The sequence below is a fragment of the Parasphingorhabdus sp. genome, assembly GCF_965233695.1.
GTDB lineage: Bacteria > Pseudomonadota > Alphaproteobacteria > Sphingomonadales > Sphingomonadaceae > Parasphingorhabdus.
Genome location: NZ_OZ247497.1, coordinates 2,549,245 through 2,574,816, shown reverse-complemented (window position 1 = coordinate 2,574,816; position 25,572 = coordinate 2,549,245). Strand labels below are relative to the sequence as shown.

Sequence of the window (25,572 nt, the reverse complement as noted above, 5' to 3'; positions counted from 1 at the left end):
TAAATTTTTTCTATTTATCCAATGCTTTCAATATGGTGTTGGGAATGAAGCTGTTATCCCATTCTGGCTCTTTCGGCGGACTGTCACCCATGCGAAGAATGACAAGCTTCCTGGATGGGACAATATAAGTGACCTGATTGCCATTGCCGTCAAACAAAAACAGGTCGTTGGCGAGATAGGGTGCGCTGTGAAACACTTTTGGCGCTTGCGAAACCGGGCCCATGAAGCCGCGGCGCTCGGCATAAGGCGAGCCAATCCAAACACCTAGTCCGTAATAGGGATTGGTCGCAGAAGCTGTGCGCATCTCGTCCACATAGCCCTCCGGCAACACGGGCGCGCCATCCACTTTTCCGTCATTTACCAGCAATATTCCTAGCTTTAGCCAGCTTTCAGCCGGTAGCAGCATACAGCATCCAGAATGGGCCAGGCCGCCTTCCCGGTTCAACCAGATCGTCCCGCCAGGCGCGCCGATTTTCCTCAAGATCTCGGTCCCGATAAACTCTTCATATTGCCGTCCGGTCGCCCGTTCGATGACGATGGCAACCAGATCACCAGTGGCGTTATTATAGGAATATTTTGTGCCCGGCGTGTCGGTTAACGGATATTCGTCAATAATATACTGGCCATGATAAGGATCAAGATAGGCCCGCGGAAAGGGGCTGTCGGGATCCATCTCAAAACTCTGTTCGAGCAGCCCGCTTGCCATGGACAGCATATGACGGACGGTCATGCTTTCCTTTGGCGTTCCCTGCCACTCGACGATGAAGTCCGAGAGTTTCTGGTCAAGACTTTTGATATCGCCGAGAGCAATCGCTCGCCCTATCGCGATAGCGCTGAGTGGTTTCGAAAGGGATTTGGAGACTAGCGGCGTGGCGGCGCTATTACCCTCAAAATAGCGCTCGGCAATCAGCTTTCCATCATGCCAGACCAACAGTGCAGAGCTGTTATTTTCTGCCGCATAGCCAACTATTTTTTCCACTGCTGATGGTGGCAGCGCATCAGTCGATACATCCGGCAGACCGGACTGCGCCGCGCCCGGCACTGGTGCCATCACATCATATTCCAGCCGTTCCCGCGCCGCGATCGCAGCAAATCGCTTTCGATAAAGTATCTCTGATTCTGCCGGACGATCTTTCCAAGATGGGGACATGGGCGTTTTTGCTGGTTCGGCTATCGCCTTGTCTGTTGTCGACATGCAAGCCGTAGCGCCCAGAAGCAACGAAAGCGCAAAGAATTGTGGATATCTCAAATCGGCTATCCCTCTGCAATTTCGTCCAGCACAGCGGAATAGCGCGCACCGGAATCGTTCTGCTCTTGCTCTTTGGCTTTCTTGAGCGTCACATAATAAAGGCGATCCAGAAAGGCCTTGCGCCGTTCTTCGCGCGCCAGGGTCGTGGCTTCGTCCGGTTCGAAATTGTCCACTTCCTTCTCAATCATGATGCCCTTGGCCATAGCGATTTTCTCGACAGTATCGAGCCGGTCTCTCATGACGCAGAACTCGCTGGCCAGCACCAGGATCATAGACATGGCTTCGTCAACCCCATCAACCTCGAAAAATGTCGGCCGCTTGCCCTTGGCGTGGCGTGGAATTGCGGGTTCGGTTGTCTCTTCCATCTAACTGACCTTCCGTGCGATCAATACTTCCCAGCCGCCGCCTGGTGCATATTCGCCCGCGACAAATTCTCTATCGGCCTCTTGAGGTTCCTCTGGCGCAAAAGCTTCGAGGGCCGCCATGGGGGCATTGTCAAATGACACGGAATCAGGCGCAAATCCTGCATCGGTTGCAAGCTTGATCTGGTCCATTTCGCGCATCGCGCCCCAGAAGGGTTCGTTGTTATAATAGGTCTCATTGTCGAGAATGAACTGCATGAACGGCCCCATTTTGTGGAACGGCGGCAGGTCGGCATGGATCATATAGCCGCCCGGTTTCAGCAGCCGATAACATTCGCGAATGATTTCCGGCATAGCCTTGCCGCTCGTTTCGTGGAGCAGGATATGACTGACAATCAGATCGAAGCTTTCATCATCAAAACCTGTTGCTTCTGCGTCACGCTGCAGGAAGCCCACTTCCATTCCTTTCGCTGCAGCACGGGCATGGGCGTAGCGAACACAGGGGCCGCCAACATCAATGCCTGTAACATTGGCCTCTGGAAAAAGCTCTTTATAGGGCAGCGTTGAATGACCGACAGTGCAACCCATATCGAGAATATCCCTGGGCTCAAACCCTTCGAGATTGCGTTTGACATAATTGCAAACCGACCGGCCCATATCATCATTGTCAGGGCCCATCATTCCCATGGAGTAGAGATACACTCCGCGGTCATAGAGCGCCCCGGCAGTTACATCTACGTCGGTCGCAGCAGAGGCATATCCGCCCGGCATACAATGGATATCAATCGCGCTGATATAGCGAGGGACTTCGAAATCCGTGCTTGATTCCAGCGGGGCATTGGATTGTGCGGATAGTTGCTGGGCTTTCGCATTGATATTATCCTGATCCCGCGCCAATGGTTCAATAACCGAATCCCAAAGCAATTCCTGCGCGATCCGATTGGCAGACGCATAGGCCTGAAAATAAGGGTCTGCGACCATGGTCGACCGAATATCATGGCGATCCTTCGGTTTGCGCCCATGCTGTTTTTCAAATTGCCCGGATGCGCGGCCTTCAAAAACCGGCGTAAGCCCGGGAAGCAGGTCATTCTGGACAAATTGCTTCAGGCTTTTGGAGAAATCCTGCCGCATGCGGTCATCATGATTTCCCACAACAAGAATATCATGCTTTGCTTGTCCGGAAACATAGTGTTGCATAATTTTTTGCTCCTTGGGGACATGGTCGCGACAAACCAACGCGACCGGCCGAATTTATCTCATACTCTTTGACTATATTCCCCTCTGTTTTCCATCAGTGGTTATGATTGCAAAACTATCCGACAAGCGGTCACACTTTTCATCAATCGAGCGGGATCAGACAGCCCAACTATGGTTGGCAAAATTTGAAACCGATATGCTGGCTCAGGCTGCGTGAATAGGGAGCGATATTTTGGTCAAGGACGGTGTGGCTGAAGAACAGCAAGGACTAGCGAAAATTCTGGGCCATTGGGTAGAATATGCCTGGGCGGTGGCATTTTTTATTCACAGTATTATCAACACCCTGTTGCCGCGAACGGACAAAGCCGATGCCATGCGGGAAGTGCTGCGCGGCTGGCACTATGCGGTTGGCACGGTTGTCGGTATTTTGAGTATCTGGGTCCTGATCCGATTGTGGAAACGCCGTCATGTTCCGATCAACAATAACATGTCCGCACTGGCCAATCGTTGGTCATTTGCGTTGGTGCTTTTTACCGCAGCGTTGCTCTTCGTTGCGCCGTTATTCGGTATTTTTAATGCATGGGCCAATGGTCTGGCCATTCATTTTGGGCCGCTCCCGGCTTTTCCCTCGTTAATGGGTGAGAACCGGGCGGTCTGGCTGTTCGCAGGATATTTCCACGCCGGCATCGGTTTTTCCGTTTTGTTTTTGACCCTTACAACGCTGCTATCTGCGGGCTACTTTTTGCTCCGTTATGGCGAGGGGCTGTTTTCCGGTTTTCCGCCAGGTTTTGGCCTATTCATGTTGCTCAGCGCGATTGTTTCGATTTATGCAGCGACAACTTTTAGCGGACCGGAACCCGGAGCCCGCGCTGTGGCGATTTTTCTCGCCATCTGTCTGGCTGCCTGGGGACTCGCGCGCTTGCTTAAACGGCAGCCGTCCAAAACCGTTGATGCTTTTTCCGGTCGTGCCGGTCTTGGTATCGTCGCGGTGATAGCGGCGCTGGTAGTGAGCGTTGCCGGTCTTTACGGCCCCTATGCTTTGTTCCGGGTCAGTCCGATCGAAATGGGCGAGAGGATTGAGGCGCCCGAAGGCGTAACGTCTCATCCGGACCCTGAAATCATCGTGCAAGTGACCCCGGAAACGGCACTGGAGCGTGATGTCCGGGCAGAAAATTTCAAATGGTGTGGCTTTTGTCATACCATGAACAAAGGCGGCAAACATTTGGCGGGACCAAATCTCTACGGGATATTCGGTCGCCCAGTTGGGACAGTTCCCAACTTTACCTTTACCGAAAATTTTGCTGCTCGCGGGAAGGCCGGGGAAGTCTGGACAGAGGAACTGATGGACGAGCTGGTTGCCGACCCTGACGCATTTGCGCCCGGCACGACGATGGTTGTGTCCTCCGGCAACGTCAAAGACCCTGAACGCCGAGCTGCGCTGATCAACATACTGAAAAAAGAGACCATGGGTGAAGCTATTGAAGAAGTGCCCGCACCATGATTCATGAGGAATTTCGCAAAGGCTGGAAGGCTCTATTTGCAGGCGTCGTTGGTGTTACCACCGGTGCATCGCCAATACCATTCAATGTCCTGCCAATCGTCATCGGACCCATCCATTTCGCCATGGGCTGGTCCTTTCTGCAGATCAGCATCGGCATAACAATTTATGGTATGGTCGGCGCGTTTCTGGCACCGGCCGTGGGTGCTCTTGCCGACAAAATTGGCGTGAAGCCGGTTGCCATGGCATCGCTGACCGGCTTTGGAATTGCCTTTTCCCTGCTCTATTTTACGCCGGACAACATATATGTTTTCTACGCGATATGGGCATTGGTCGGGATGCTCGGGATCGGTTCCACCCCCGTCACATGGAGCCGCACGATCAACATGTGGTTCTACGAAAACAAGGGGCTCGCGCTTGGCATATTATTGCTTGGCACCAGCATAGCCGGACTGATCGTCCCACAAATCGCCAATGCTGTCGTGGAAGCGGCTAGCTGGCGGGAAGTATTCCCGGTTATGGCTTTGTTACCGCTACTGGTTGGCTTGCCTATCGCCTTTTTTCTATTTCGCGACCCATCGCCATCCGAACGGCCCAAGGAAATCCGCAGCGCTACCGGCGAGCTAACCGGATTCGGATTGCGCGAAGCGCTCCAGCATTATCGCTTCTGGATATTGTTCGCATCAGTAGTGTGTATTGCTCTGGCCTACGGCGGCGCGCATATTCATATGGTCCAGATTGTCCAGATGCACGGATTGACCCCGGGCCAGGCCGCAACTGTAATGGGTGTGGTGGCGAGCGGCATTTTCGCCGGAAGAGTGATCGTCGGTCTGTTGTTCGACAAATTCTGGGCACCGGCTGTGGCATTTCCGGTGTTGTTGTTGCCGGTCGCGGCCTGCGCGTTTTTGCTGGGCACGGGTACCAGCCAGCCGCTCATCTTTTTGGCAGGCTTTCTGCTCGGCTTTGCAGCCGGTGCGGAATCTGATGTTATCGCCTATCTCGCGGCACGCTATTTTGGTATGATCTCCTACGGGCGCATCTATGGATTTCTCTATGCGCCCTTTGGCATATTTTCGTCCATATCGCCGGTACTCTATGGTTACACCCGAGATACCACGGGCAGCTATGACAATATGCTGATATTCGCCATGGGATTATTCGCAGTCGGCGGATTCTTGTTATTGTTGCTGGGCAAATATCCCGACTGGAAGACAACGGAAAGGACCGTAATGGCATGAAACCAGAAGATATTGCGCCGCCCTATACGGCGGTCACCCAGCATGATGTTTTTCCTAAGCCCAATCATGACGAGGTTGCGCGCTTTAACTTCCTTGCTAGTTTCAACCGCTTCATGGCGACCGCTCTCGGCCCCGGGAACAAGCGGGCTTATGATAACCGGGTTTTGCCCAAGTTTATCAAGGACCATGGCCGCGAGCCTCAGGACCGGTTTGAAATTCGCCGGGCCATGAATGAAGATCCATGGCACCGTTTCTGGTCCGCATTGAAACGGAACTCCATGGAAATCCGTCAACAGAACGGGCGAACCATCGTTTTGCGGCAGCTGGAAGAGCTTGTCGAAAAAGCGAGCCAGTTGAACGAAGGCAGCAACAAACTCTCACTGGATCCGGATGTTCATACACCACGTTATCAGTCGGCAGTGGACATACATTGCATGCCCGGCAGCTATCATGGCGAAGAGTGCCCCGACGATATTTCCGCCGGCGCCAACTATGACTGCGGAATATTCGCCACCACCGCGGGCGGGATTGGTGCGCTGTCAGATGGCGGCGGTCAAGCGCTGGTCAAATGGATCAAGGAAGAGCGGCCCGGCTGGACGCCTAAACGGATACTCGATATCGGATGCACCGTCGGCCATAATATCGTGCCTCTTGCCCTCGCCTTTCCTGAAACTGAAATCATCGCGATAGATGTTGCCGCGCCCGTATTGCGCTATGGTCATGCCAGAGCAAAAGCGCTGGGCGCTGACAATATCACTTTCATTCAGCATAATGCCGAAGATTTGTCCCGCTGGCCGGATGAATATTTTGACTGGGTTCAAACAACCATGTTCCTGCACGAGACCAGTGGTACCGCACTCCCTAAGATAATCAACGAAGGCTATCGGACGCTGGCCAAAGGCGGACTGATGTTCCATCTTGAGCAGCCAGCCTATACCGATGCGATGCCGCTCTATGAGCAATTTATTCGAGACTGGGATGCGTTTAACAACAATGAGCCATTCTGGTCCTCCATGCACGCGATCGATCTCAACGCTGTCATGACTGACGCTGGATTTGATGCTGGCTCGCTGTTTGAAGCGTACGTCAAAGCCGTGGTTGATCGAGAGGTGTTCCCTGCAACGGCAGATAGCGGCGAAACCGAAGATCATGGCCGCGCCGCAGCGTGGCACGCATTTGGCGCATGGAAATAGGCTGGCCGATGAACCAAAAAACCAGCCAGCCGATATCTTTGCAATATGCCAAGGCGAGCTTTTAATGCCCGAAGAGCTGGCGTGACAGAGTGTGATTTCATAATCATCGGTGCTGGCTCAGCCGGAGCGGTGCTTGCGAACAGACTGTCGAGCAACGGCAAGTTCAAGGTTCTGCTGATTGAAGCTGGCGGGCGGAACCGATCACCCGTCTTATCAATACCAGCCGCCATGGCGACTGCGATCGCTATGCCAAAATATAGTTGGGGCTATCCAGTCGAACCGGACCAAAGCCGGCAGGGCCGTCCCGACAACTGGCCAAGCGGCCGAGGACTTGGCGGAAGCAGCGCCATTAACGGCCTGTTCTACACCCGCGGCCAGCCACAAGACTATGATGGTTGGGCAGCATTGGGCAACGAAGGCTGGGCCTATGCCGATGTCGAACCCTATTTTCGCGCGATTGAGAGCTCCGAAATCGGGTCTGCCACAACGCGCGGCAAAAACGGCCCTCTGACCATTTCCAGACTTCGGGAGGTCCACCCGCTGGCTGAAAGCTTTGTGGATGCAGTCGAGGAATGCGGCATCGAACAGGTCGAGGATTATAACGGGAGTCACGGATCGGGCGTTTCACTTGTTCAGGTGACGCAACGCAATGGCCGGAGACAGAGCGCCGCCGATGCGTATCTCACCCCTGTGCGAAACAGAAGCAACCTCACGATTCTTACCGACGCGCAATGCACAAAGCTGATTATCGATAAGGGTGTCTGCAAGGGCGTGCGCTATATTCGCGGCGGGCGCAGCGTTACGGCCTATGCCCGGCGCGAAGTGATCGTGAGCGCTGGTGCGATTGGCTCACCCAAACTACTCATGGTATCAGGCATTGGCCCGGCAAAAGCGCTGAAGGACGTCGGTATTGATGTGATCGAAGACCTCGGCGGGGTTGGTCAAAACCTGCAGGAACACCCCAATGTCGGGATCAGCGCCGAAGTGAACGTGCCGACATATAATATCGATGCTCGTAACCCTCTCAAAATGGCAGCGCATCTTGCACGGTGGTTCGCTTTCGGGACTGGTCCGGCAACAAGTCCCTATTCTCAAGCAGCGGCATTTTATAATGCACGCGACCTGAAGGGACGTCCCGATCTCGAAATCCTGTTTGCGCCACATGATTTCAAATGGACCGACAAAGGTCCGAAACCTGCGCCATTGCCGGGCGTGAACCTGATTGTGAGCCTTTGTCGCCCGGAAAGCAGGGGTGAAGTTCTCCTGCGTTCCGGTGACCCGGCTGCTCCCCCGATCATTCGGCACGACATGCTTGGAAATGCAGAAGATATGCGGCTGATTCTGGAGTGCTGCCGGATGGTGAGGAAGGTCTATTCCACCTCTGCATTTGGGCCGTATGTCGTGCGCGAAAACTTGCCGGGTGAGGCGGTCAGATCGGATGCAGAAATGGAAGATTATGTTCGCAGTGCCGTCTTCGGCGGAAACCATCTGGTCGGAACGTGCAAGATGGGCCAGGATTCGATGGCAGTGGTTAATGAGAAACTGAAAGTGAAGGGCATAGGGAAGTTACGGGTGATCGACGCATCAATCATGCCCCAACTGATCAGCGCCCATACCAACGCCGCCACAATGATGATCGCCGAGAAAGGCGCGGAGATGATCTTGGAAGAACATCGTTCGACATGACAATATGCAAGGTCTTGCGAGGCAATGGCGGTCCAGTACGTGGCCATCCTTGTCGCCCGGGGCGTTTCAACTGTCTGATGACGGACAAAACAGAAATGCTCGAAACGATGTCATAAAAGAGGTTGCGATAATTGTGTGAATGGGCTTAGTTATCCGCCTGACGGATAGAGAGACAAGTATATGGAACGCGGCGTACCCATCAGAGCAATTACTCGCGGCATAGCGGTGCTGTCTGCTGTCAATCGCGATGGCCCGATCACAATGATGAATATCTCGAAAAGCGCCAATATTCCATACCCTACCGCGTGCCGGATTGTGCAGACCTTTTTGCACGAAGGTCTGATTGAACGCGAGCCGGCCCGGAAACGTTATCGCGTCACATCGCTGGTGCAAACGCTGGCCACCGGATTTCAATCCGAGGATCAACTCGTGGCGGTTGCCCGGCCGCATCTTGAAGAGCTGTGCCGCAAATTTAGTTGGCCGGTATCACTGGCCACCCGCGTGGGCACAAGAATGATGGTGCGTGATTCCACACATAAGATGACATCACTCACCTTTACCAACTATTATCCGGGATATACTTTACCGATTGCCGAGTGCGCGACAGGGAAAGCATATCTTGCCCATTGTTCCGATGAAGAACGTCAAACGATCGTGGAAGCATGGAAAGCAACGGACAATGAGACCTCTAAAATGGGGTTGCTTCTGGTTTCGGATGATGTGGTGCTGAATAAAATCCGCGAAGATGGCTACGCGCACCAGATGCGTAATTTTTACAACGAAGAACCGGGAAAAACGTCATCACTAGCTGTACCGGTCAATGGTCCGGATGGTGATATACTTGGCTCTCTGGCAATTATCTATTTTGCCTCTGCACTGAAAGCCGATGAAGCGACCGCAACGTTCCTGAAGGCGATGCAGATAACAGCAACACAAATAACCGAGAGCCTTGAAAAAAGCGGTTCATCAGCAAACTAGTTGATATCCGCCCGGTTTAACTGCGCCGCATGTTGGCCCGCCAAGCGTCCCAGGGTGGTCGCCGTCATGAGGCCGTTACCGGCCATATAGCCATCGGCACCGGGCCCGGAAATCCCGCGCGCCGCACCGCCGCCTGCATAAAGATTGGGAAACGCTGTTCCATCCGGCCTTAACACCCGCGCATCTTGATCCACTTCGAGACCGCCTTGCGTATGAAACAACGCGCCTGTTACCCGCACGGCATAAAAAGGCGGAGCCAGCTTCTCTTTGCCCGCAAAGCTTCGGCCAAATTGATCTGGTTCGCCGCTTTCCACCAAAGCCCATGTCCCAGCCACACTGGCCTTCAGACCCTCGATCGCGATACCGGCCTGTTCAGCCAGTTGCTCCAGCGTGTCCGCTTTTATAAGGCAGCCAGCTGACTTGGCCTGCTGATAATCATCAAATTGTTCCATGATCCGGTGCCGGGTTTCATCATAGATACTCCAAGCAACATGTCCGTCCTGCTCCAGAACCTTGACCGCCTGTTCCGAATAACCCGCCGCTTCATTGGAAAAACGGTTTCCTGCGCGGTTAACCTGTATGCCGCCCTCGGCAATCAGTGGCCACAATATGGGTATGCCATAGCCGGCCGCCAGTCCGGCATGCCCCTGATAGGCGCTCATATCAGCCATGCTGGCGCCCAGTTTTTCACCCCATGCTACCGCATGCCCCTTGTTGCCAGAATGGCCGTGGAAGGTTGCATGTTCCAGTTCAGGGATCAGTTCTACCACCATCTCCTGGTTGCCGGCAAATCCGCAACAAGCGAGTATCAGGGCATTACATCCGATAACATCCTGCCCGCCATCGGGACGCGTTGCGCCAACGGCGATTATTCGGTCGTTGTCATTCACATACAACGTATCGACTGTTGCGTCCGTCAGAATGTCTACACCTGCCGTTTCACAAGCCGCGGCAAGCGCCCCCATCAACTCTCCGCCGGACCGGCTTGGCATCCCGTGCATCCTGAGCGCGCTATGACCCGGATAGGTAAAGCCTTCCACCAGACTGAGGCCAATATCATGATCTTCCATCAACCAGTCGATCGTTCGTGCAGACTGCTGCGCCAAATGATGGACCAGCGTCTGGTCCACTTTGCCCTTCGTCTTTGCGATAATATCTTGCGCAAAAATTTCCGGACTGTCTTCAATAGCCTTTGCCATTTGTGCCTTGCTACCAGCGGCAGGAATAAGACCGGTGGACATGGAGGTTGTGCCAAGCGGCTGGCGATCCCGTTCGATCACAAGAACGTCCACGCCAGCATCCCTGACCGCCAGTGCCGCGCACAGGCCTGTGCCGCCGCCACCGACAATGACCACCGGAATGTCCATTATGGTTTCGATAGTCTCCGCGCGAATAGTCTCGATCTTGCTCATGGGGATATCTCTTCAAATATCAGAACGGGTTTAATGACCGCACCGCTGCGCTGTGCTTCAAACGCGGTCGCGATCTCTTCAAAAGGATAGCGGGTGATCAGTTCATCATAGGGCAGATTGCCGGCGCGATGCTGTTCAATCATCCACGGAATAAGGCGATCCGGGACACTGTCACCCTCGATAATTCCAGTCATCGTAGTCGTCATGAAAGAAAGGCCGCCAGGATGCGGAACGGGATCCTCAAAGCCGCCAGGAATGGTCAGCACGCCAAAATTGCCGCCGGGATGCAAACAAGCGATCCCAGCCTCAAAAGTTGCCTGTGATCCCGCGGCATCCAGTGCATAAGAGACCCCGCCGCCTGATGCTTCCCGCACCTTGGCAACAAAATCGGGGTCATCGCCCTGCACCAGAATATCCGCGCCATATTTGTCAGCATGATGCAACCGATCCGCCTGAATATCGCTGGCGATAATTGGCGAGCAACCGGCAATCTTGCCGGCCATTATCGCCGACAGTCCGACAGCTCCGCACCCTATCACCAGTAACGGACGACCTGCTTCAGCGGCGAAATTATTCAGAACTGCTCCGACGCCAGTTTGTATCCCGCACCCCAGAGGCGCAGCTGTGGCAAAATCCATATCATCGGGTATCGCAACGGCATTGCGTTCAGTGACTAGTGCGTGCGTGGCAAAACTGCTTTGCTGGAAAAAAGCCCCGCCAATTTCCGTTCCATCAGGCCGCATAAGCGCCGCCCGGCTGCGTTGGCCTTCAATGTTCAACGCAATGTTGTCAAAACAGTAAGCCGGGTGATCATCTTTGCAGTTGCGGCACTGGCCGCAGGACCCGAAGGTCGCGATGACACGATCACCAATCTGGAAACGGCTAACATCGCTGCCGATCGCAACCACAATCCCTGCGCCTTCATGGCCAAAAACACGCGGCGTTTCGGACCATACGGATATCCCGATATCCGTATGGCAAATGGCCGCGGCGCGCACGGCTATGACCAGCTCATCCGGCAGCGGGTCGTCGAGCAACAGCGACTCGATAACTGGCAATGCGCCGTTTCCGGCCGATACGGCGGCTTGTATCTCTCTAGGCACGATCATGTCGTTTCTGCAGCGCCACCACATCATCAATGCCGAGCAAACGTGACATCTCGCCGAAGTCGAAATGCCCCGCACCTTCTCCATTGGCATCGCCAGCCTTCAAACCGGCGTAGAAATTTCGCGCAGCCTGCGCCGCCGCGAGCGGTGCGCCTGCCGGATAGATGACAAATTTCACACCAAGCTTTTGATAATCCGTCGGCGGCAGAACAGGCGTAAAGCCGCCATGAGCCGCGTTGACCAGAATAGGTTTATTCAATCGACTGGCCGCTTGTTCAATTTCTTCTAGGCTTTGCGGCGCTTCCAGAAACAATATGTCTGCTCCGTTTTTTGCATATTTATCAAGCCGGTCAATGGTAGCGTCCAGACCTTCTGTCCGCCTGGCATCGCTGCGCGCAATAATCAGTATATCCCCCTGACCACGAGCCTCGACTGCGACTTTCATGCGCGCGATCATCTCCTCGGCGTCGACTGAAACCGCCTGCCCTACATGCCCGCATATTTTGGGAAAGCCCTGATCCTCAATCTGGATCGCCGCGATACCGGCCTTTTGATACCCTTTGACGGCATGGGCCAAATTGGCGATGCTACCGAAACCAGTATCTGCATCCGCGATGATCGGCGCTTTGCTTTTGGCCGCAAAACCCCCAAAAATCCGAATGAAATCGCTATAGCCTGCAATGCCAACATCGGGTTCCCCCATGGCGGAGGCTGTGCCCCAATAGCCAGAGGCATAATGCGCGTCAAAACCGACTTCATTGGCCATTAACAGACTCATATGATCATAGATTCCTGGCGCTGCGATTATCTGATCACCAGCCATTTTCGCGCGAAGCTCGGCACCGCTCATGCCGCGCCCGATTCATGCTCAAACAGTTTATAATATTCCTCCAGCACGGCTCTATCCTCTATAGTTGCGGGAATTGTAGCCTCCTCCCTGTCGGCAATCTGCCTGATATTGCGGCGCAAGATTTTACCGGAGCGGGTCTTCGGCAGCTTGCTGACGATATGGACCTGTTTAAAGGCTGCAACCGGTCCAATTGCCGTGCGCACGTCCAGAACCAGCTGCTGCTGCAATGACGCGGGATCGCTCTGCTCCCCGGCTTTCAAGACTACGAAACCAGCGGGTATCTGGCCCTTCAAATCATCATGGATTCCAACTACGGCACATTCTGCAACCGATGGATTGGCTGCCAGAACCTCTTCAATCGCAGAAGAGGATAGCCGGTGCCCCGCGACATTGATCACATCATCCGTGCGTGTCATGACATAGACGAAACCGTCTTCATCGATATAACCGGCATCGCCAGACAAATAGTAGCCTACATAGCGTTCAAGATAGGCTTCGACATAGCGTTCTTCCGCCTTCCAGAGCGTCGGCGCAGCGCCGGGGGGAAGCGGTAGCCTGGCAACAATGGCACCGGTTTCATTGGCAGCAACCGGTACACCGTCCTCATCCAGACATGCGATATCCCACCCCGGCATCGGAACACTTGTCGAACCGGCTTTGGTTGGCAACTCCTCGATCCCCAACGGATTGGCGCAAATCGCCCAACCCGTCTCCGTCTGCCACCAATGGTCAACCACGGGCTTACCCAACAGATTTTCTGTCCATGCCAACGTGCTAGGATCGGTTCGTTCACCGGCAAGATAGACAGCTTGCAGGCTGGAAAGATCGTGCCCCGTTGACAGCGTGCCTTCAGGGTCAACTTGCTTGATCGCCCTTATCGCTGTCGGTGCTGTAAAGAAACTGCGCACTTTGTGTTTTGCCATGATCGACCAAAACACGCCCGCATCCGGGGTGCCGACGGGCTTGCCTTCAAAGACCACTGTCGTGTTACGGTTCAGCAGCGGGCCGTACACAATATAGCTATGCCCGACGACCCAGCCAACGTCGCTGGCGGCCCAATAGGTTGATCCGGGCGGGCAATTGTAAATGCCCTCCATCGTCCAGGCGAGCGCAGCGAGATACCCGCCCGTGTCCCGAACAATGCCCTTGGGCTGCCCGGTCGTTCCGGATGTGTATAATATGTAAAGCGGGTCAGTCGCTTTGACCGGCTCACACGGGGCCGGTTCAGCGTTCGCGATTTCATCGGCCCAATCCAGGACATCTGCCCTGCCCATATCCGCTGGCGCCTGTTCCCGCTGCCAGTAGATAGTCGCATCGATTTCATGATCGGCAAGGGCATAGGCCTCTTCCAGCATGGGTTGATAAGGCAGCAACTTGGTGCCCTCAATCCCGCAGCTGGCAGCAATTACCAATTTCGGTGTTGCATCATTAATCCGCGCCGCCAATTCCTTGGCCGCAAACCCTCCAAAAACCACGGAATGTATGGCACCGATACGCGCACAGGCGAGCATGGCAATTACCGCCTCCGGGGAGTTGGGCATGTAGATGATGATACGGTCGCCTTTCGTAACACCGCGCGCTCGCATAGCGCCCCCAAGCCGAGCGGTCGCATCCTTCAATTCGGCAAAGGTCAGGCTGCGAGACGTTTGTGTTACAGGGCTTTCATACTGAATGGCAATTTGATCGCCAAAACCATCGTCAACATGCCGGTCAACGCAATTATGGCAGGCGTTGAGTTCACCGCCAACGAACCAGCGCGGGATAGGTCCCTGACCACTGCCGAGCACTGTGTCCCAGCGCTTGGTCCAAGCCAATTTGTCCGCTACTTCTGCCCAGAATCTGTCCGGTTCATTTGCGGCAAAGGCCGTTAACTGCGCGTAATTCATCCGATTTCGATTCATTATCCCTCCTTCGCCGATTTTATCTATCAGGGGAGTATATCCCTAACGCCTATCCATTGCGCGGACATTATGCGACATTTGCTTCGATTATCTGCGCGCTTGCTACATATTGGAAACATCAAGAATCAGGATATGAAATATGGATGACGAGTCCCGAAAAACGGAGGTTCCGAAAGAGCTTGGTAATGAAATTGGCGGCAATGGGCGGGTCTATTTTGATAATGTCGTCATCGACAATATGCTGGACGCCTTGCTGGAACTCTCGGCGACCGTCTGGACCCATCATGACCGGGTGATCGTGCTGGAAAAAATCCTCGCTGCCAAAGGCATTGACGTTAGCGAGGAAATTGAGGCTCATTTACCTGACGAAGCGGAAATTGCCGCCCGGACGGCGGAGCGGGACGCATTTGTGGAACGCATTTTCGGTGCTTTCCTGCGCCGCCCGACCAGCGATTTGGCTGATAAAGTGAAGATCTAACAGGAGCTTGAATATGGACCGCGGAAATATTGGTGTACTGCCCCGCCCGACCAAACTGGCAGATGAAAGCTATCTTGAATTTGTTACCAGCTTTCGCAAATTCGCTATTCAAAAAGGCTTTCCTGTCATGTCGGCGAACGGCGAGGCAGCTTTGGAAAAAGCGTTCGAAACCGGAGAAGTGGCAAAGCCTGCCGATGGTTCCGAACTGCCTCTTGAAGAGATAAAGAAGGTTTTTGCCAAAGTCCCGATTACGCCAACCTGGCAGCGTTTCGTGCGTTCGCAACAGGAAATGATGTGGCGCGGAACAAGGGCCAGTTTTTTTCGCAATGCGGACAAGATCATGGCCGACATGGATGCTGCGGAAAAATCGCACCCGGATAATATCCACTATGATCCATCGTTCGAACCACCTACTTATACCCGCTGTGAAATTCATTGTCAGCCGGGCGGCTACACCGATGATCCATTGGGCGGCGCTGTCTTTCATTACGGCACCAAAATTTTCTACGAAGGTTTTAATGACCAGGACGAGATGCATACCGAGCATGCCGAGAAAACGACCAGGCCTGCCGACGGAAAAATCGAGCGCATTCTGGATGTAGGCTGCAGCATCGGACAGTCCACAACGGTCTTGAAAGATCTCTATCCGGACGCAGAAGTTTGGGGTCTTGACGTGGGCCTGCCGCTTATCCGCTATGCCCACATGCGCGCTGTTCAACGTGGCAAGGATGTTCATTTCAAGCAGGCGCTCGCGGAAGATAGCGGCTATCCCGATGACCATTTCGATATGGTGCTGGCCTATATCCTGTTCCATGAAGTGCCAGTCAAAAAGATGAAAGAAATTATCTCCGAGCTATTCCGGATCATACGACCCGGCGGTGTGTTCTCGATCTTTGAATTTCCCAATAACGACAAAGGCCAGGTGCCCGCCGGCTATCGATTCATGATCGACAATGACAGTCGCGATAATTGCGAACCTTATTCACCCGCTTTTGTCGCAAGCGATTTCAAAGGGATATTGGAAGCGGCCGGTTTCGAAGTGAAACAGGGGCCAGCGGTTTCCAATGACTTTCTGCAATCCCTGATCGCGACCAAGCCGGTCTGAATCTATTTTATCAGGGGTACGGTGGCGGGATCATAAGCAAAAATACCCAGTGCGTCCTCATTCTTGATCGGGGTATCTCGAAAGGCATAGGGATCAATGGCTTGCAACCGATCGCCGCCGAGATTGGATTCTGATTGCAGGAGAGAAGCGCGTTCTATTCGGCTCTCGGCATATATTTTCAGTGCCTGGCCCGGTGTTTCCGCAACCGCAAAAGCGCGACCGAGAATGACTCCATCTTCAATCGCACAGGATGCGCCCTGCCCCATATAGGGGAGCATCGGGTGGGCAGCATCGCCCAGCAAAGCGGTCCGGCCGCTAACCCAATTCTCAAGCGGTTTACGAATGAACAGGCCCCAGCGATATAGAGCATCTCCGGGTATAGCCTCCAACAGCTCCATCACATAGTCCGTCCAACCTTCATAATGCGCCGCCAACTCGCTCTTCTCCGCCTTCGCGTTCCAGCTTTCTTCAGCCCAGTCTTCAGCTTTGGTCAGCGCCACAATATTGACCAGTTCAGTCCCGCGCACGGGATAGCTGACAATGTTCCGCCCCGTACCCAGATGATTTATATTCAGCCTTTCGACGGATTTCGGTCCCAGTTTCTCCGCTGGCACCAATGCGCGCCAGGCGACATGCCCGCTAAATTCCGGTGGTTCGGAATCGAATAGGCTGTCACGGATGACCGACCGCAATCCATCTGCGGCGATGACAATATCCGCTTCAGCGGTGCTGCCATCTTCAAAGGTCAGAATGACACCATCTACGCGGCTATAAACGTCCGCAAGCCCGTGATTCATTGCGCAATTGCTTCGGCCAAACGCATCTATCAACATATTGAGCAAGTCAGCCCGGTGTAGCTGACAATAGGCAGCTTTGTATGTCTCACGGCAATCCCGGCGGTCAAATGTCTTGAGCAATTCCCCGGTTTCGCCATGATACAGACGCTGTTCCAAGGGCTCATTGGCATTGGCATTCAAATAATCAGTGAAGCCGAGAGATTCCAAACCGAGCGTCGCATTGGGTGAGATGGAAATACCTGCCCCCACTTCGCCAAATTCCGGCGCACGTTCATATATGACTGGATTAAACCCGGCTTTCTGAAGCGCGATACCAGCCACCAATCCCCCAATACCGCCGCCAACAATCGCAATTTTGGTGTTTGCATCAATCATGCGTCCCTGGTTCACAAGCCCAACGCTCCCGGATTGATAATGTTATCCGGATCCAGTGACGTTTTGAGATCGCGAAGCAACATGGCTGCACCGCTTTCGCGATTTTCCGTATAGGGGTAGAGCCGCCCGATCTGAAAATGGGTTCCGCCGTGCTGATGCACCAACGCATTGAAAGCCGACACGAACTCCCCGACCAATTCCCGCGCCGTCAGGTTTTCCGGAAACTCCGGCATTTTTCCTTCAAGATAATCAGGCGTAAGGCGGTTATGATATTCGTACAGGCTGTCGGGCCAGTAGAATACGGGTTCGTAAAGCAATCCAATGCCCGCCACACCGGCAAAAAATTCCGCAATAGTGACGTTCGTCTCTGTCATCCGTTCGGCAAAACTGGCCTTGAGGGATAGGTAATCCTGATGAAAACCTTGCAATGCTGATTGAGGAAACACCCCATGGATCGGCAACATCCGGCGGCCGTCAGGATGCGTCACTGGCAGAACCGGAAACGGATCGGCGCGCGTCATCAACGGCACGGTATTGACGATCTCCTCCCCTGATTTGGCAAATCCGCGAATGGCATTTATCCGGCTTTCAAGCTCTGCTTTGTCCCGGCCTTCCACCACAAAATGCGCAGTATATTTTGCCTTGTCCAGAAATCGCCGCCCACTCATTGCAATGCGAAACATTCGGCCGACGGCTGACAATGGATTTCCGGCCGCCTTGCCAATACGCCACATCGCTTTTGCGTCTTCCAAGAGATCAGGCGCGCCCGAATTTTGTCGCGCGACGTCGCCATCCATTGCAATCATCTCCGATGACAGACGGCGCATGGACAGATCGGAAAACAGCTGCGCCATGGCATCGAAATCATCATAGGCAAAGGACAGACCGCTAACCTGCGCCGGGCGTGGTTCAATTTCGAGGGTCACCGCTGTCTTGATTCCCAGCGCCCCGGCATCATTGGCGAATATACCCGTCAAATCCGGCCCGAAATTGCGGTTAAATGGCCGTGTTCCTGTCGTACCATCGGAGCCGCTGTGTAACAGCTCACCGGCACCGGTCACCACCTCGAAGCTTTTGACGGCATTCGCCGAAGCACCATTGGTGCCAGAGCCAAAAGTCACAGTCCCTTGACTCATGGAGCCACCAATTGTTGCCGATCGCCCCGACATGGGTCCCCAAAACCGTGCGCGCCTGTCATGCTTGGCAAGTGCTTCATCCAGTGCAGCCCATGTGCAGCCCGCTTCCACCGTGACGTGGCCATCCTCAACCGATATCTCACGAATGGCTGATAGCCTGGAAAAATCAAGCATGATGGCGTTTGCAGATGTAGGCTGGAAAGCCTTTGTGTAAGACATGCCTCCACCGCGCAGAAAAATTGCACAACCCTGTGCTCGGCAGAACTGAACTATCCTGACAACCATATCGGTGGTTGCCGGACTCACAATTGCAAGCGGCAGGATACCTTCAAAAAACAGGTCCTGCGAAAAGTAGCGCAGGCGGGCTTCATCGGTAGTCACCGCATCCGTACCACAAATGGCAGCCAGGCCATTGTAGCCTTGCCTTTCTTGTCCTTTTGCTATGTCGGCATCCATATTCATTCCCTTTTGTGCGATAGCGCGAGGGAAATGACGAGGGCAGCAAAACTTCTTATCCGGCTGACGGTTAAACCTGCATCTCATGCTGCGCTTTTGGCAACAGTATCATAGTGTCACATCCAATGACTTCAATTTCACCTGCAATTGATTTGGAACCAGCCACTCCATCGGTATCACCAGAGGATACCGCTCATTCCCCCTTGCGTTCTTGGTTGGTCGTGGCAGCGCTCTCTTTTGCCGCAATTGTAAGTTATATTGATCGACAAATTATCAATCTGTTGGTGGATCCGATCAAGATCGATCTTGGCCTTACCGATGTCCAGATCAGCTTGTTGCAAGGCTTTTCCTTCGCGTTGCTTTACGCAGTCATGGCTATTCCACTGGCCTGGATCGCAGATCGATATAACAGGAAATGGGTAATATTGGGCGGCCTCATCTGCTGGTCTGCTGCAACATTCGGCAGCGGCCTCGCCATGGGCTTTGTTTTTCTATTTTTCGCAAGGATGTTCGTCGGGATCGGCGAGGCAACCCTGTCGCCTGCCGGTTTTTCGATGATCAGCGACTATTTTCCCAAAGAAAAACTACCCGCCGCTATCGGTGTTTTTACCGGAACGGGCTTTATTGGATCGGGTCTGGCTCTTGTGATCGGCGGTTATCTTTACGCTCAATTGGAAGCGATAGGACCGATAACGCTGCCTTTCGGGACGTTCAAACCGTGGCAGATAACTTTTTTTACGGTATCCCTACTCAGTGTTCCGGTTTTCTTTTGCCTGTTGCTGATTCGCGAACCCGCCCGCAAAGATGGTAATGTCGTTCTTTCCGATGATGACGCTCCGCCAGCTCTGGAAATATTGAGCTTTATCCGTAGCAATGCCCTTGTGTTCTTTCCGCTTTTCTTCGGCTTCTCCTGTTTTGCAGCGGCCCAGTTTGGTATCGGCGCATGGGCACCAAGCTATTTCATTCGGGTTCATGAATGGACTCAATTGGAGGTCGGTCAATTTTTTGGACCAGTAGTGATGTTTGGCGGCGTCACAGGCGTTGTCGCAGGCGGTTTTGCAGCAGAGAAAATGCTGGCTTCCGGAATAAAGGACGCTACTTTGCGGTTGCCGATCATCGCGATATTGTGCGCTTTACCCTTCGCAATAGCTTTTCCGTTAGTATCGTCACCATGGGTTGCGCTGGCTCTGCTAGCCCTAGTCTTGTTCTTCGGAACTGTTCCCTTTGGAGCCGGTGTTGCAACATTCCCGTTGATCACCCCCAACCGCATGCGGGCGCAGGTCATTGCCGTCTATCTGCTGATTGCCAATTTGCTCGGCTATTCTGCCGGACCGCTATTGGTCGCGTGGTTGACTGATTATGTTTTCGGATCACCCGCCGCCATTGATCAGTCGCTAGCACTCGCGCCACCTGCCACAATGATTATTGGCTTGGTTTTGGTCTGTTTCGCGCTCAAACCCTATCGCAAAATGATACAGAAAACCGAAATGGAGTCTTTTTGATGGCCGTGATCACCCTCGCATCCGAAACAACATCATTCATCGCCAGGGACCAGAAATTACTAATTGGCGGTCAGTGGAAGGACGCTGGCAGTGACGCGCTGATTGACGTCATAAACCCTGCCGATGGCCATCGGATTTCCGGAATTGGCAATGCGAGCGATGCCGATATTGACGAGGCCGTTTCGACCGCACGAGAGGCATTTGAAAGCGGCGCCTGGCCGGAGATGAAGCCTGGCGAGCGCTCACGCATAATTCACAAGATCGCGGATTTGATGGAGGCGCATGCCGAAGAACTGGCGCAGCTGGAAACACTCGATAATGGCAAGCCGATTAACTTTGCCCGCGGTGATGTTTTTGCCTCCATCGGGGCCTTCCGCTATTATGCGGGCTGGGCCGACAAAATTCAGGGAACAACCCACACCATAAATTTGCCGGGCGATCATCACGTCTACACGCTGAAGGAGCCTGTTGGTGTAGTTGCACTGATTGTACCGTGGAATTACCCGTTGGTGATGGCGGCCATGAAACTTGGTCCTGCATTGGCCGCTGGTTGTACCGCCATATTGAAACCGGCCGAAGACACATCGCTTTCTGCACTGCGCTTGGGGGAACTGGCATTGGAAGCGGGTCTTCCCGAAGGCGTATTGAATATCGTGACCGGATACGGCCATACGGTTGGCAATAGTCTGATCAATCATCCCGGTATTGATAAAATTGCATTTACCGGCTCTACCACAACAGGCAAAATTATCGCCCATGCGGCGGCCGAGAACCTGACGAAAGTCACGCTGGAGCTTGGCGGAAAATCGCCCAACATCATCATGCCCGATGCGGACCTTGAAAAAGCCATTCCAGCATCTGCCATGGGCATATTCTTCAACAGCGGTCAGACCTGTACCGCACCCTCACGCATCTATGTGCATGAAGATATTAAGGACGAAGTTGTCAATGGCATCGCCGCCGTAGGTAAATCGATGAATCTTACCAACGGTCTGGATGAAGAGAGCACCATGGGCCCCTTGGTATCCGCCAAACAGTTCGAGCGGGTCAGCGCCTATATCGAACAAGGCCAAAAAGAAGGTGCACATATTGCATCGGGCGGCGTGCGTCATGGCGAAAGCGGTTATTTCCTTGAGCCAACGGTTATCGATCAGACCAGAAATGACATGAAAATTGTTCAGGAAGAAATCTTTGGCCCGGTGGTGGTGGCTCAGAGTTTCAAGACTGAGGAAGAAGCGCTCGCCTTAGCCAACGACACCCAATACGGTCTGGCCGGAGCCGTATGGACGCAAAATATCTCTACCGCGCACCGTATGGTCGGCAAGATCAAAGCCGGTATCATGTGTATCAACGCGGTCATGGGAGCGGATTGGGATGTGCCGCTCGGTGGTTACAAACAGTCAGGCATTGGCCGGGAAAACGGCAAAGACGGCCTGGAAAACTACCTCAACACCAAAACGGTATTCACTGCCCTATGAGTGTGATCCCGACCGATATACAGCACATTGATGTCGGTGACGCGGAAATTCACGTCGAGATCACCGGCAATGGGCCAGACCTCTTGCTGGTTGCCGGCCTAGGAGGGCGCGGAGCCTTCTGGAACAATCAGGTCCAGGACTTTGCCAAAGATTTTCGGGTTATCACGTTCGACCATCGCGGTTGCGGTAACAGCACGCCCGACAAGGTTGTCTATGGTGCCGAACATATGGCGCAAGATGTGCTCGCATTGATGGATGCCATGGAGATCAAGAAAGCAAGCCTTGTTGGCCATTCCACTGGCGGTGCAATCGGACAGCATATCGCACTTGATCAACCGGCGCGGCTTACAAAGCTCGTGCTTTCATGCAGCTGGGCCGGTCCTGACACTTATTTGACCGAGCTTTTCCGGACGCGGCGAGAGATACTGATAAGCTGCGGGCCGCTCGCTTATCTCACTATGGGCACTTATCTCGCCATGCCGAGTTCTCATTTGCAGCCGCAAATGACATCGGCACGAGCTTTTATGGAAGAACGGCTTGCGGCATTTCCGGGATTGGAAGTGGAATTGTCGCGAATTAACGCAGTCTACACGCATGACTTGCGCAGCCGTCTGCATGAGATTGCCACACCGACATTATGCATCGGGTCCATGGATGATCAAATCACACCGCCCGGTTTTACCCAGGAAATGGGCGATTTGATCCAGGGAGCGGAGACCCACCTGCTCGACCGCGGCGGGCACTTCAGCCCGATTGTATCGACCGAGATCTATAACAAACGCGTACTGGAATTCTTGGCGCAATAGGAGGCTGTCATGGCGGACGACATCACCAAGGGACAATCGGTCATTGTCGGGCCCGATGAAGGTCGTTCCCTATGGCAACCCATGCCCTCGCGCGGCTATGTCGATGTCAATCTCACGCCCGACAACATGCCTTATGACACCTTTTCCAGCGGGATTCAGTTATTGCCGCCCGGCTGTATGGTGCGCGAGCATGGTCATAAACAAAATCACGAACTGGTTTTTGTTTATGAAGGAACGGGTGAGGTCGATATTGATGGCAAAGTGTCAAAATTCGTTCCCGGAACGACAATCCTGTTTGCCCGCAACTGCACCCACTGGATCAAGAATACCGGCGATATCGACATGAAAATGTTCTGGGTCTTCTTCCCGCCCGGACTGGAAGACTGGTTCTATGCCATTGGCAAGGACCGCAAACCGGGTGACGCTATGCCGGAACCATTTGACCGGCCCGACAATGTCCAGGAGGTGATGGACAAGATGCGGTTCCTGCCGCCAAGAAATCCGGGCTGATGCGGATTGTTACTCAATCCGATGTTGAGCGGCTTTTGCCGGTTAGGCCCTGTGTCGACGTTATGCGACAAGCGATGTCCGCGACCTCCCGCCGCAACGTCTCCCTTCCGATCCGGCAATTCATGCCGATCCCCGATGCGCCCGGAAAACTGGCTATCATGCCCGGTACATTGGGAGAACCCGCTTGCTTTGGTATCAAGCTGGTTTGCAAATATGATCGCCCGCATGACGACCCGCTCGGCACCCATGTCGGGATGGTGATGCTATTTGATAGCGTCAAGGGCATTCCGCTGGCGATGATCGAGGGGTCCTCGCTAACTGCGATCCGGACCTCCGCAGCAAGCGCGCTCGCAACGGACATTCTGGCGCGCAAGAACGCAACCAGACTGGCGATTATCGGCAACGGCGAACAGGCTATGCGCCATGTGCATGCCATGCGGGCGGTGCGGGACATTGATAATATCAATGTCTGGGGCCGTGATACAGAGCGCGCCAGTGCCTTTGCCGCCAAGGTAGCTGATGAGACCGGCGTAGAGACGATTGCGTGGAAAACGGTCGCCGAGACCGCGGCGGATGCGGACATTATCTGCACCACCACTTCTGCCAAGACGGCAGTTCTGTTTGCAGCCGATTTAAAGGCCGGCCAGCATATTAATCTCGTCGGCTCCGCCATTCCCACGACTGCTGAAGTTGATGACGGAGCAGTTTCCAAATCACGCTTCTACGTCGACTATCGTGACGCAGCGATGGCAGCAGCCGGTGAATTGCTCGGTGCGATTGAGCGGGGTGTTATAACGGATGCTCATATTGTCGGTGAAATCGGCGAAGTGATCAATGGCAACGCTCCAGACCGTCAGAATGATGACCAGATTACGATGTACAAATCACTCGGTGTCGCCTCGCAGGATCTCGCCGCCGCGCATGCGATCTGGCGGATGGCCGAGGCCGAAAACAAGGGGATTACCGTTGACCTTATGGACTAGAACCGCGCACTTCATCCTGCCGCTTGCCATGGCGATTGGCGGATGCACCATGAACACGGAAGTTGGAGCAGCCGCACCGCCTGATAGCGCCGCAAGCACCGGCGCGGCCGACGAAGCGCTCTACATGCAGCGTTACGAAGCACAACAGAAGGCCGCCATCGCCGGTGGCGGCCTGCCCGCCTACGACCCGCTGGAGCCGGTCCGCGGCGCGTCGCCCTATCAGCCGCTACCGGTAGGACCAGCACGCATCGATGCATCGCCCCTGCAAAAGGCAGAGCAATTTGCCCGGGAGCGCAACAGTTCCGCCTTTCTGGTCTGGCATGACGGGGCGCTGGTCCAGGAAAGCTATTTTGGCGAGGCGGATCGCGATTATCTCATCAATGCGAAATCGCTGGCCAAGCCATTGACCGCGATCATCGTCGGCCGCGCTATCCAGCAGGGGCATATTAAATCGCTCGACCAGCCGGTTGCAGACTTCATCACCGAATGGAAAAGCGATCCCGGCAAATCCAAAATCCTGATCCGCCACCTGCTCGACATGCGCAGCGGGTTGTTGCCGCAGGGTTTTGGAGGCGGCCCGGAAAATGTGCTGAACCGCGCCTATCTCCACCCCCGCCATGACGAAGTGATCATCAATGAATATCCCCTGGTGAACGAACCGGGCAGCCGGTACGAATATGCCAATGCCAATTCCGAACTGGTCGCGCCGGTTATCGAGCGCGCGACCGGACAACGCTATCACGATTATGTCAGCGACGCGTTGCTGATCCCCATTGGCGCTCAGGGTGGGACGGTCTGGGTCAACCGGCCCGGTGGTGTTGCCCATGCCGGATGCTGCATTCAACTGCCCGGGCAAACATGGGTCAGGCTGGGTATTTTGTTGCTGAATGACGGGGTCTGGGAGGGCGAAAGACTGCTTCCGGATGGCTATGTCAATGCCATGCGAACCCCGACCAAAGAAAATCCGCATGCCGGCCTCGGCGTCTGGGTTGCCGGTGACTATGTCGAAAGCCGCGGGCCGCTGCATCCGTCAATGGAAGCCGGCAAAACGCTGCACAGCGAGCCCTATGCCGACAGGGATCTGTTCCTGTTTGACGGCAATGGCAATCAGGTGGTCTATATTGTCCCCTCGCAAAGATTGATCATTGTGCGAACAGGCGACCGTCCACCGAAAGACAAGCCATGGGACAACAGCTACATTCCCAATCTTGTTATCAATGCGATCAAGCGGGGGCCTGACGAACCGCAACCCGTGCCGCAAGAAGGGAAATAGCAG

At 54.2% G+C, this 25,572-nt stretch carries 22 protein-coding genes; 13 read left to right on the top strand and 9 right to left on the bottom strand.

What is annotated here, in order from left to right; translation table 11 throughout:
- Nucleotides 1–10 precede the first annotated feature (10 nt).
- Genes ACO6S1_RS12200 through ACO6S1_RS12190 form a run of 3 tightly spaced genes read right to left on the bottom strand, consistent with a single transcriptional unit; the run spans nt 11 to nt 2,808 of the window.
- Nucleotides 11–1,249: a serine hydrolase domain-containing protein gene (locus ACO6S1_RS12200; protein ID WP_422342971.1), complete on the bottom strand. Its 1,239-nt coding sequence runs from the start codon at nt 1,247–1,249 to the stop codon at nt 11–13.
- Between the two features lie 5 nt (nt 1,250–1,254).
- Nucleotides 1,255–1,614 (bottom strand): hypothetical protein, encoded by a 360-nt coding sequence (locus ACO6S1_RS12195; RefSeq protein WP_422342970.1) that lies wholly within the window; start codon nt 1,612–1,614, stop codon nt 1,255–1,257.
- Nucleotides 1,615–2,808 (bottom strand): class I SAM-dependent methyltransferase, encoded by a 1,194-nt coding sequence (locus ACO6S1_RS12190; protein ID WP_422342969.1) that lies wholly within the window; start codon nt 2,806–2,808, stop codon nt 1,615–1,617.
- A 232-nt stretch (nt 2,809–3,040) separates the two neighbouring features.
- Here ACO6S1_RS12190 and ACO6S1_RS12185 point away from each other — a divergent pair, with 232 nt between their 5' ends.
- From ACO6S1_RS12185 to ACO6S1_RS12165, 5 genes are all read left to right on the top strand, one after another.
- Nucleotides 3,041–4,309, top strand: coding sequence for a c-type cytochrome (locus tag ACO6S1_RS12185; protein ID WP_422342968.1), 1,269 nt, complete (start codon nt 3,041–3,043; stop codon nt 4,307–4,309).
- A complete protein-coding gene (locus ACO6S1_RS12180) occupies nt 4,306–5,544 on the top strand; it encodes an MFS transporter (protein WP_422342967.1) in 1,239 nt (412 codons plus the stop codon). Before ACO6S1_RS12185 ends, ACO6S1_RS12180 begins: the two co-directional genes overlap by 4 nt.
- The gene (locus ACO6S1_RS12175) at nt 5,541–6,737 is read left to right on the top strand and encodes a class I SAM-dependent methyltransferase (protein WP_422342966.1); all 1,197 of its coding nucleotides are present in this window, start codon (nt 5,541–5,543) and stop codon (nt 6,735–6,737) included. Before ACO6S1_RS12180 ends, ACO6S1_RS12175 begins: the two co-directional genes overlap by 4 nt.
- An 81-nt stretch (nt 6,738–6,818) precedes the next feature.
- A complete protein-coding gene (locus ACO6S1_RS12170) occupies nt 6,819–8,423 on the top strand; it encodes a GMC family oxidoreductase (protein ID WP_422342965.1) in 1,605 nt (534 codons plus the stop codon).
- Between the two features lie 180 nt (nt 8,424–8,603).
- Entirely contained in the window at nt 8,604–9,401 is a 798-nt protein-coding gene (locus ACO6S1_RS12165) for an IclR family transcriptional regulator domain-containing protein (protein WP_422342964.1), read from the top strand.
- On the opposite strand, the gene ACO6S1_RS12160 is transcribed toward ACO6S1_RS12165, so the two are convergent.
- From ACO6S1_RS12160 to ACO6S1_RS12145, 4 genes are read right to left on the bottom strand one after another with little or no spacing between them, the layout of a single operon-like run.
- Complete coding sequence (locus ACO6S1_RS12160; RefSeq protein ID WP_422342963.1) at nt 9,398–10,813, bottom strand: FAD-dependent oxidoreductase; 1,416 nt, start codon at nt 10,811–10,813, stop codon at nt 9,398–9,400. The genes ACO6S1_RS12165 and ACO6S1_RS12160 overlap by 4 nt on opposite strands.
- On the bottom strand, nt 10,810–11,922 hold the full coding sequence (locus ACO6S1_RS12155) for an NAD(P)-dependent alcohol dehydrogenase (protein WP_422342962.1): 1,113 nt from the start codon (nt 11,920–11,922) through the stop codon (nt 10,810–10,812). Before ACO6S1_RS12155 ends, ACO6S1_RS12160 begins: the two co-directional genes overlap by 4 nt.
- Entirely contained in the window at nt 11,909–12,769 is an 861-nt protein-coding gene (locus tag ACO6S1_RS12150) for an isocitrate lyase/PEP mutase family protein (RefSeq protein WP_422342961.1), read from the bottom strand. Before ACO6S1_RS12150 ends, ACO6S1_RS12155 begins: the two co-directional genes overlap by 14 nt.
- The gene (locus ACO6S1_RS12145) at nt 12,766–14,670 is read right to left on the bottom strand and encodes an AMP-binding protein (protein WP_422342960.1); all 1,905 of its coding nucleotides are present in this window, start codon (nt 14,668–14,670) and stop codon (nt 12,766–12,768) included. Before ACO6S1_RS12145 ends, ACO6S1_RS12150 begins: the two co-directional genes overlap by 4 nt.
- A 139-nt stretch (nt 14,671–14,809) precedes the next feature.
- On the opposite strand from ACO6S1_RS12145, the gene ACO6S1_RS12140 reads away from it, so the two are divergent.
- Together ACO6S1_RS12140 and ACO6S1_RS12135 are read left to right on the top strand one after the other, a co-directional pair.
- Nucleotides 14,810–15,148, top strand: a complete 339-nt coding sequence (locus ACO6S1_RS12140) for a hypothetical protein (protein ID WP_422342959.1) — start codon at nt 14,810–14,812, stop codon at nt 15,146–15,148.
- Between the two features lie 13 nt (nt 15,149–15,161).
- Nucleotides 15,162–16,253, top strand: a complete 1,092-nt coding sequence (locus ACO6S1_RS12135) for a class I SAM-dependent methyltransferase (RefSeq protein WP_422342958.1) — start codon at nt 15,162–15,164, stop codon at nt 16,251–16,253.
- A gap of 2 nt (nt 16,254–16,255) precedes the next feature.
- Here ACO6S1_RS12135 and ACO6S1_RS12130 read toward each other — a convergent pair whose 3' ends face one another.
- Both ACO6S1_RS12130 and ACO6S1_RS12125 read right to left on the bottom strand, forming a co-directional pair.
- Complete coding sequence (locus ACO6S1_RS12130) at nt 16,256–17,425, bottom strand: FAD-dependent monooxygenase (protein WP_422342957.1); 1,170 nt, start codon at nt 17,423–17,425, stop codon at nt 16,256–16,258.
- 11 nt (nt 17,426–17,436) lie between these two features.
- Nucleotides 17,437–19,017, bottom strand: coding sequence for an FAD-binding oxidoreductase (locus ACO6S1_RS12125; RefSeq protein ID WP_422342956.1), 1,581 nt, complete (start codon nt 19,015–19,017; stop codon nt 17,437–17,439).
- Nucleotides 19,018–19,142: 125 nt separating this feature from the next.
- Between ACO6S1_RS12125 and ACO6S1_RS12120 the strand changes: the two genes are divergently transcribed.
- From ACO6S1_RS12120 to ACO6S1_RS12095, 6 genes are read left to right on the top strand one after another with little or no spacing between them, the layout of a single operon-like run.
- Nucleotides 19,143–20,519 (top strand): MFS transporter, encoded by a 1,377-nt coding sequence (locus ACO6S1_RS12120; RefSeq protein ID WP_422342955.1) that lies wholly within the window; start codon nt 19,143–19,145, stop codon nt 20,517–20,519.
- A complete protein-coding gene (locus tag ACO6S1_RS12115; protein WP_422342954.1) occupies nt 20,519–21,997 on the top strand; it encodes an aldehyde dehydrogenase family protein in 1,479 nt (492 codons plus the stop codon). The genes ACO6S1_RS12120 and ACO6S1_RS12115 overlap by 1 nt, the downstream gene beginning before the upstream one ends.
- Nucleotides 21,994–22,803 carry an alpha/beta fold hydrolase gene (locus ACO6S1_RS12110; RefSeq protein ID WP_422342953.1) on the top strand — a complete coding sequence of 270 codons (810 nt, stop codon included), beginning with the start codon at nt 21,994–21,996 and terminating at the stop codon, nt 22,801–22,803. Before ACO6S1_RS12115 ends, ACO6S1_RS12110 begins: the two co-directional genes overlap by 4 nt.
- Before the next feature lie 9 nt (nt 22,804–22,812).
- The gene (locus ACO6S1_RS12105) at nt 22,813–23,313 is read left to right on the top strand and encodes a cupin domain-containing protein (RefSeq protein ID WP_422342952.1); all 501 of its coding nucleotides are present in this window, start codon (nt 22,813–22,815) and stop codon (nt 23,311–23,313) included.
- Nucleotides 23,313–24,296, top strand: coding sequence for an ornithine cyclodeaminase family protein (locus tag ACO6S1_RS12100; protein WP_422342951.1), 984 nt, complete (start codon nt 23,313–23,315; stop codon nt 24,294–24,296). Before ACO6S1_RS12105 ends, ACO6S1_RS12100 begins: the two co-directional genes overlap by 1 nt.
- Nucleotides 24,280–25,569 carry a serine hydrolase domain-containing protein gene (locus ACO6S1_RS12095; protein WP_422342950.1) on the top strand — a complete coding sequence of 430 codons (1,290 nt, stop codon included), beginning with the start codon at nt 24,280–24,282 and terminating at the stop codon, nt 25,567–25,569. Before ACO6S1_RS12100 ends, ACO6S1_RS12095 begins: the two co-directional genes overlap by 17 nt.
- Nucleotides 25,570–25,572: the final 3 nt, after the last annotated feature.

Bases quoted from the DNA above. Each gene is read 5' to 3' on its own strand.
- ACO6S1_RS12195 (WP_422342970.1), bottom strand. From the start codon at position 1,614: ATGGAAGAGACAACCGAACCCGCAATTCCACGCCACGCCAAGGGCAAG.
- ACO6S1_RS12190 (WP_422342969.1), bottom strand. From the start codon at position 2,808: ATGCAACACTATGTTTCCGGACAAGCAAAGCATGATATTCTTGTTGTG.
- ACO6S1_RS12180 (WP_422342967.1), top strand. From the start codon at position 4,306: ATGATTCATGAGGAATTTCGCAAAGGCTGGAAGGCTCTATTTGCAGGC.
- ACO6S1_RS12175 (WP_422342966.1), top strand. From the start codon at position 5,541: ATGAAACCAGAAGATATTGCGCCGCCCTATACGGCGGTCACCCAGCAT.
- ACO6S1_RS12165 (WP_422342964.1), top strand. From the start codon at position 8,604: ATGGAACGCGGCGTACCCATCAGAGCAATTACTCGCGGCATAGCGGTG.
- ACO6S1_RS12160 (WP_422342963.1), bottom strand. From the start codon at position 10,813: ATGAGCAAGATCGAGACTATTCGCGCGGAGACTATCGAAACCATAATG.
- ACO6S1_RS12155 (WP_422342962.1), bottom strand. From the start codon at position 11,922: ATGATCGTGCCTAGAGAGATACAAGCCGCCGTATCGGCCGGAAACGGC.
- ACO6S1_RS12150 (WP_422342961.1), bottom strand. From the start codon at position 12,769: ATGAGCGGTGCCGAGCTTCGCGCGAAAATGGCTGGTGATCAGATAATC.
- ACO6S1_RS12145 (WP_422342960.1), bottom strand. From the start codon at position 14,670: ATGAATCGAAATCGGATGAATTACGCGCAGTTAACGGCCTTTGCCGCA.
- ACO6S1_RS12140 (WP_422342959.1), top strand. From the start codon at position 14,810: ATGGATGACGAGTCCCGAAAAACGGAGGTTCCGAAAGAGCTTGGTAAT.
- ACO6S1_RS12135 (WP_422342958.1), top strand. From the start codon at position 15,162: ATGGACCGCGGAAATATTGGTGTACTGCCCCGCCCGACCAAACTGGCA.
- ACO6S1_RS12130 (WP_422342957.1), bottom strand. From the start codon at position 17,425: ATGATTGATGCAAACACCAAAATTGCGATTGTTGGCGGCGGTATTGGG.
- ACO6S1_RS12125 (WP_422342956.1), bottom strand. From the start codon at position 19,017: ATGGATGCCGACATAGCAAAAGGACAAGAAAGGCAAGGCTACAATGGC.
- ACO6S1_RS12120 (WP_422342955.1), top strand. From the start codon at position 19,143: ATGACTTCAATTTCACCTGCAATTGATTTGGAACCAGCCACTCCATCG.
- ACO6S1_RS12115 (WP_422342954.1), top strand. From the start codon at position 20,519: ATGGCCGTGATCACCCTCGCATCCGAAACAACATCATTCATCGCCAGG.
- ACO6S1_RS12110 (WP_422342953.1), top strand. From the start codon at position 21,994: ATGAGTGTGATCCCGACCGATATACAGCACATTGATGTCGGTGACGCG.
- ACO6S1_RS12105 (WP_422342952.1), top strand. From the start codon at position 22,813: ATGGCGGACGACATCACCAAGGGACAATCGGTCATTGTCGGGCCCGAT.
- ACO6S1_RS12100 (WP_422342951.1), top strand. From the start codon at position 23,313: ATGCGGATTGTTACTCAATCCGATGTTGAGCGGCTTTTGCCGGTTAGG.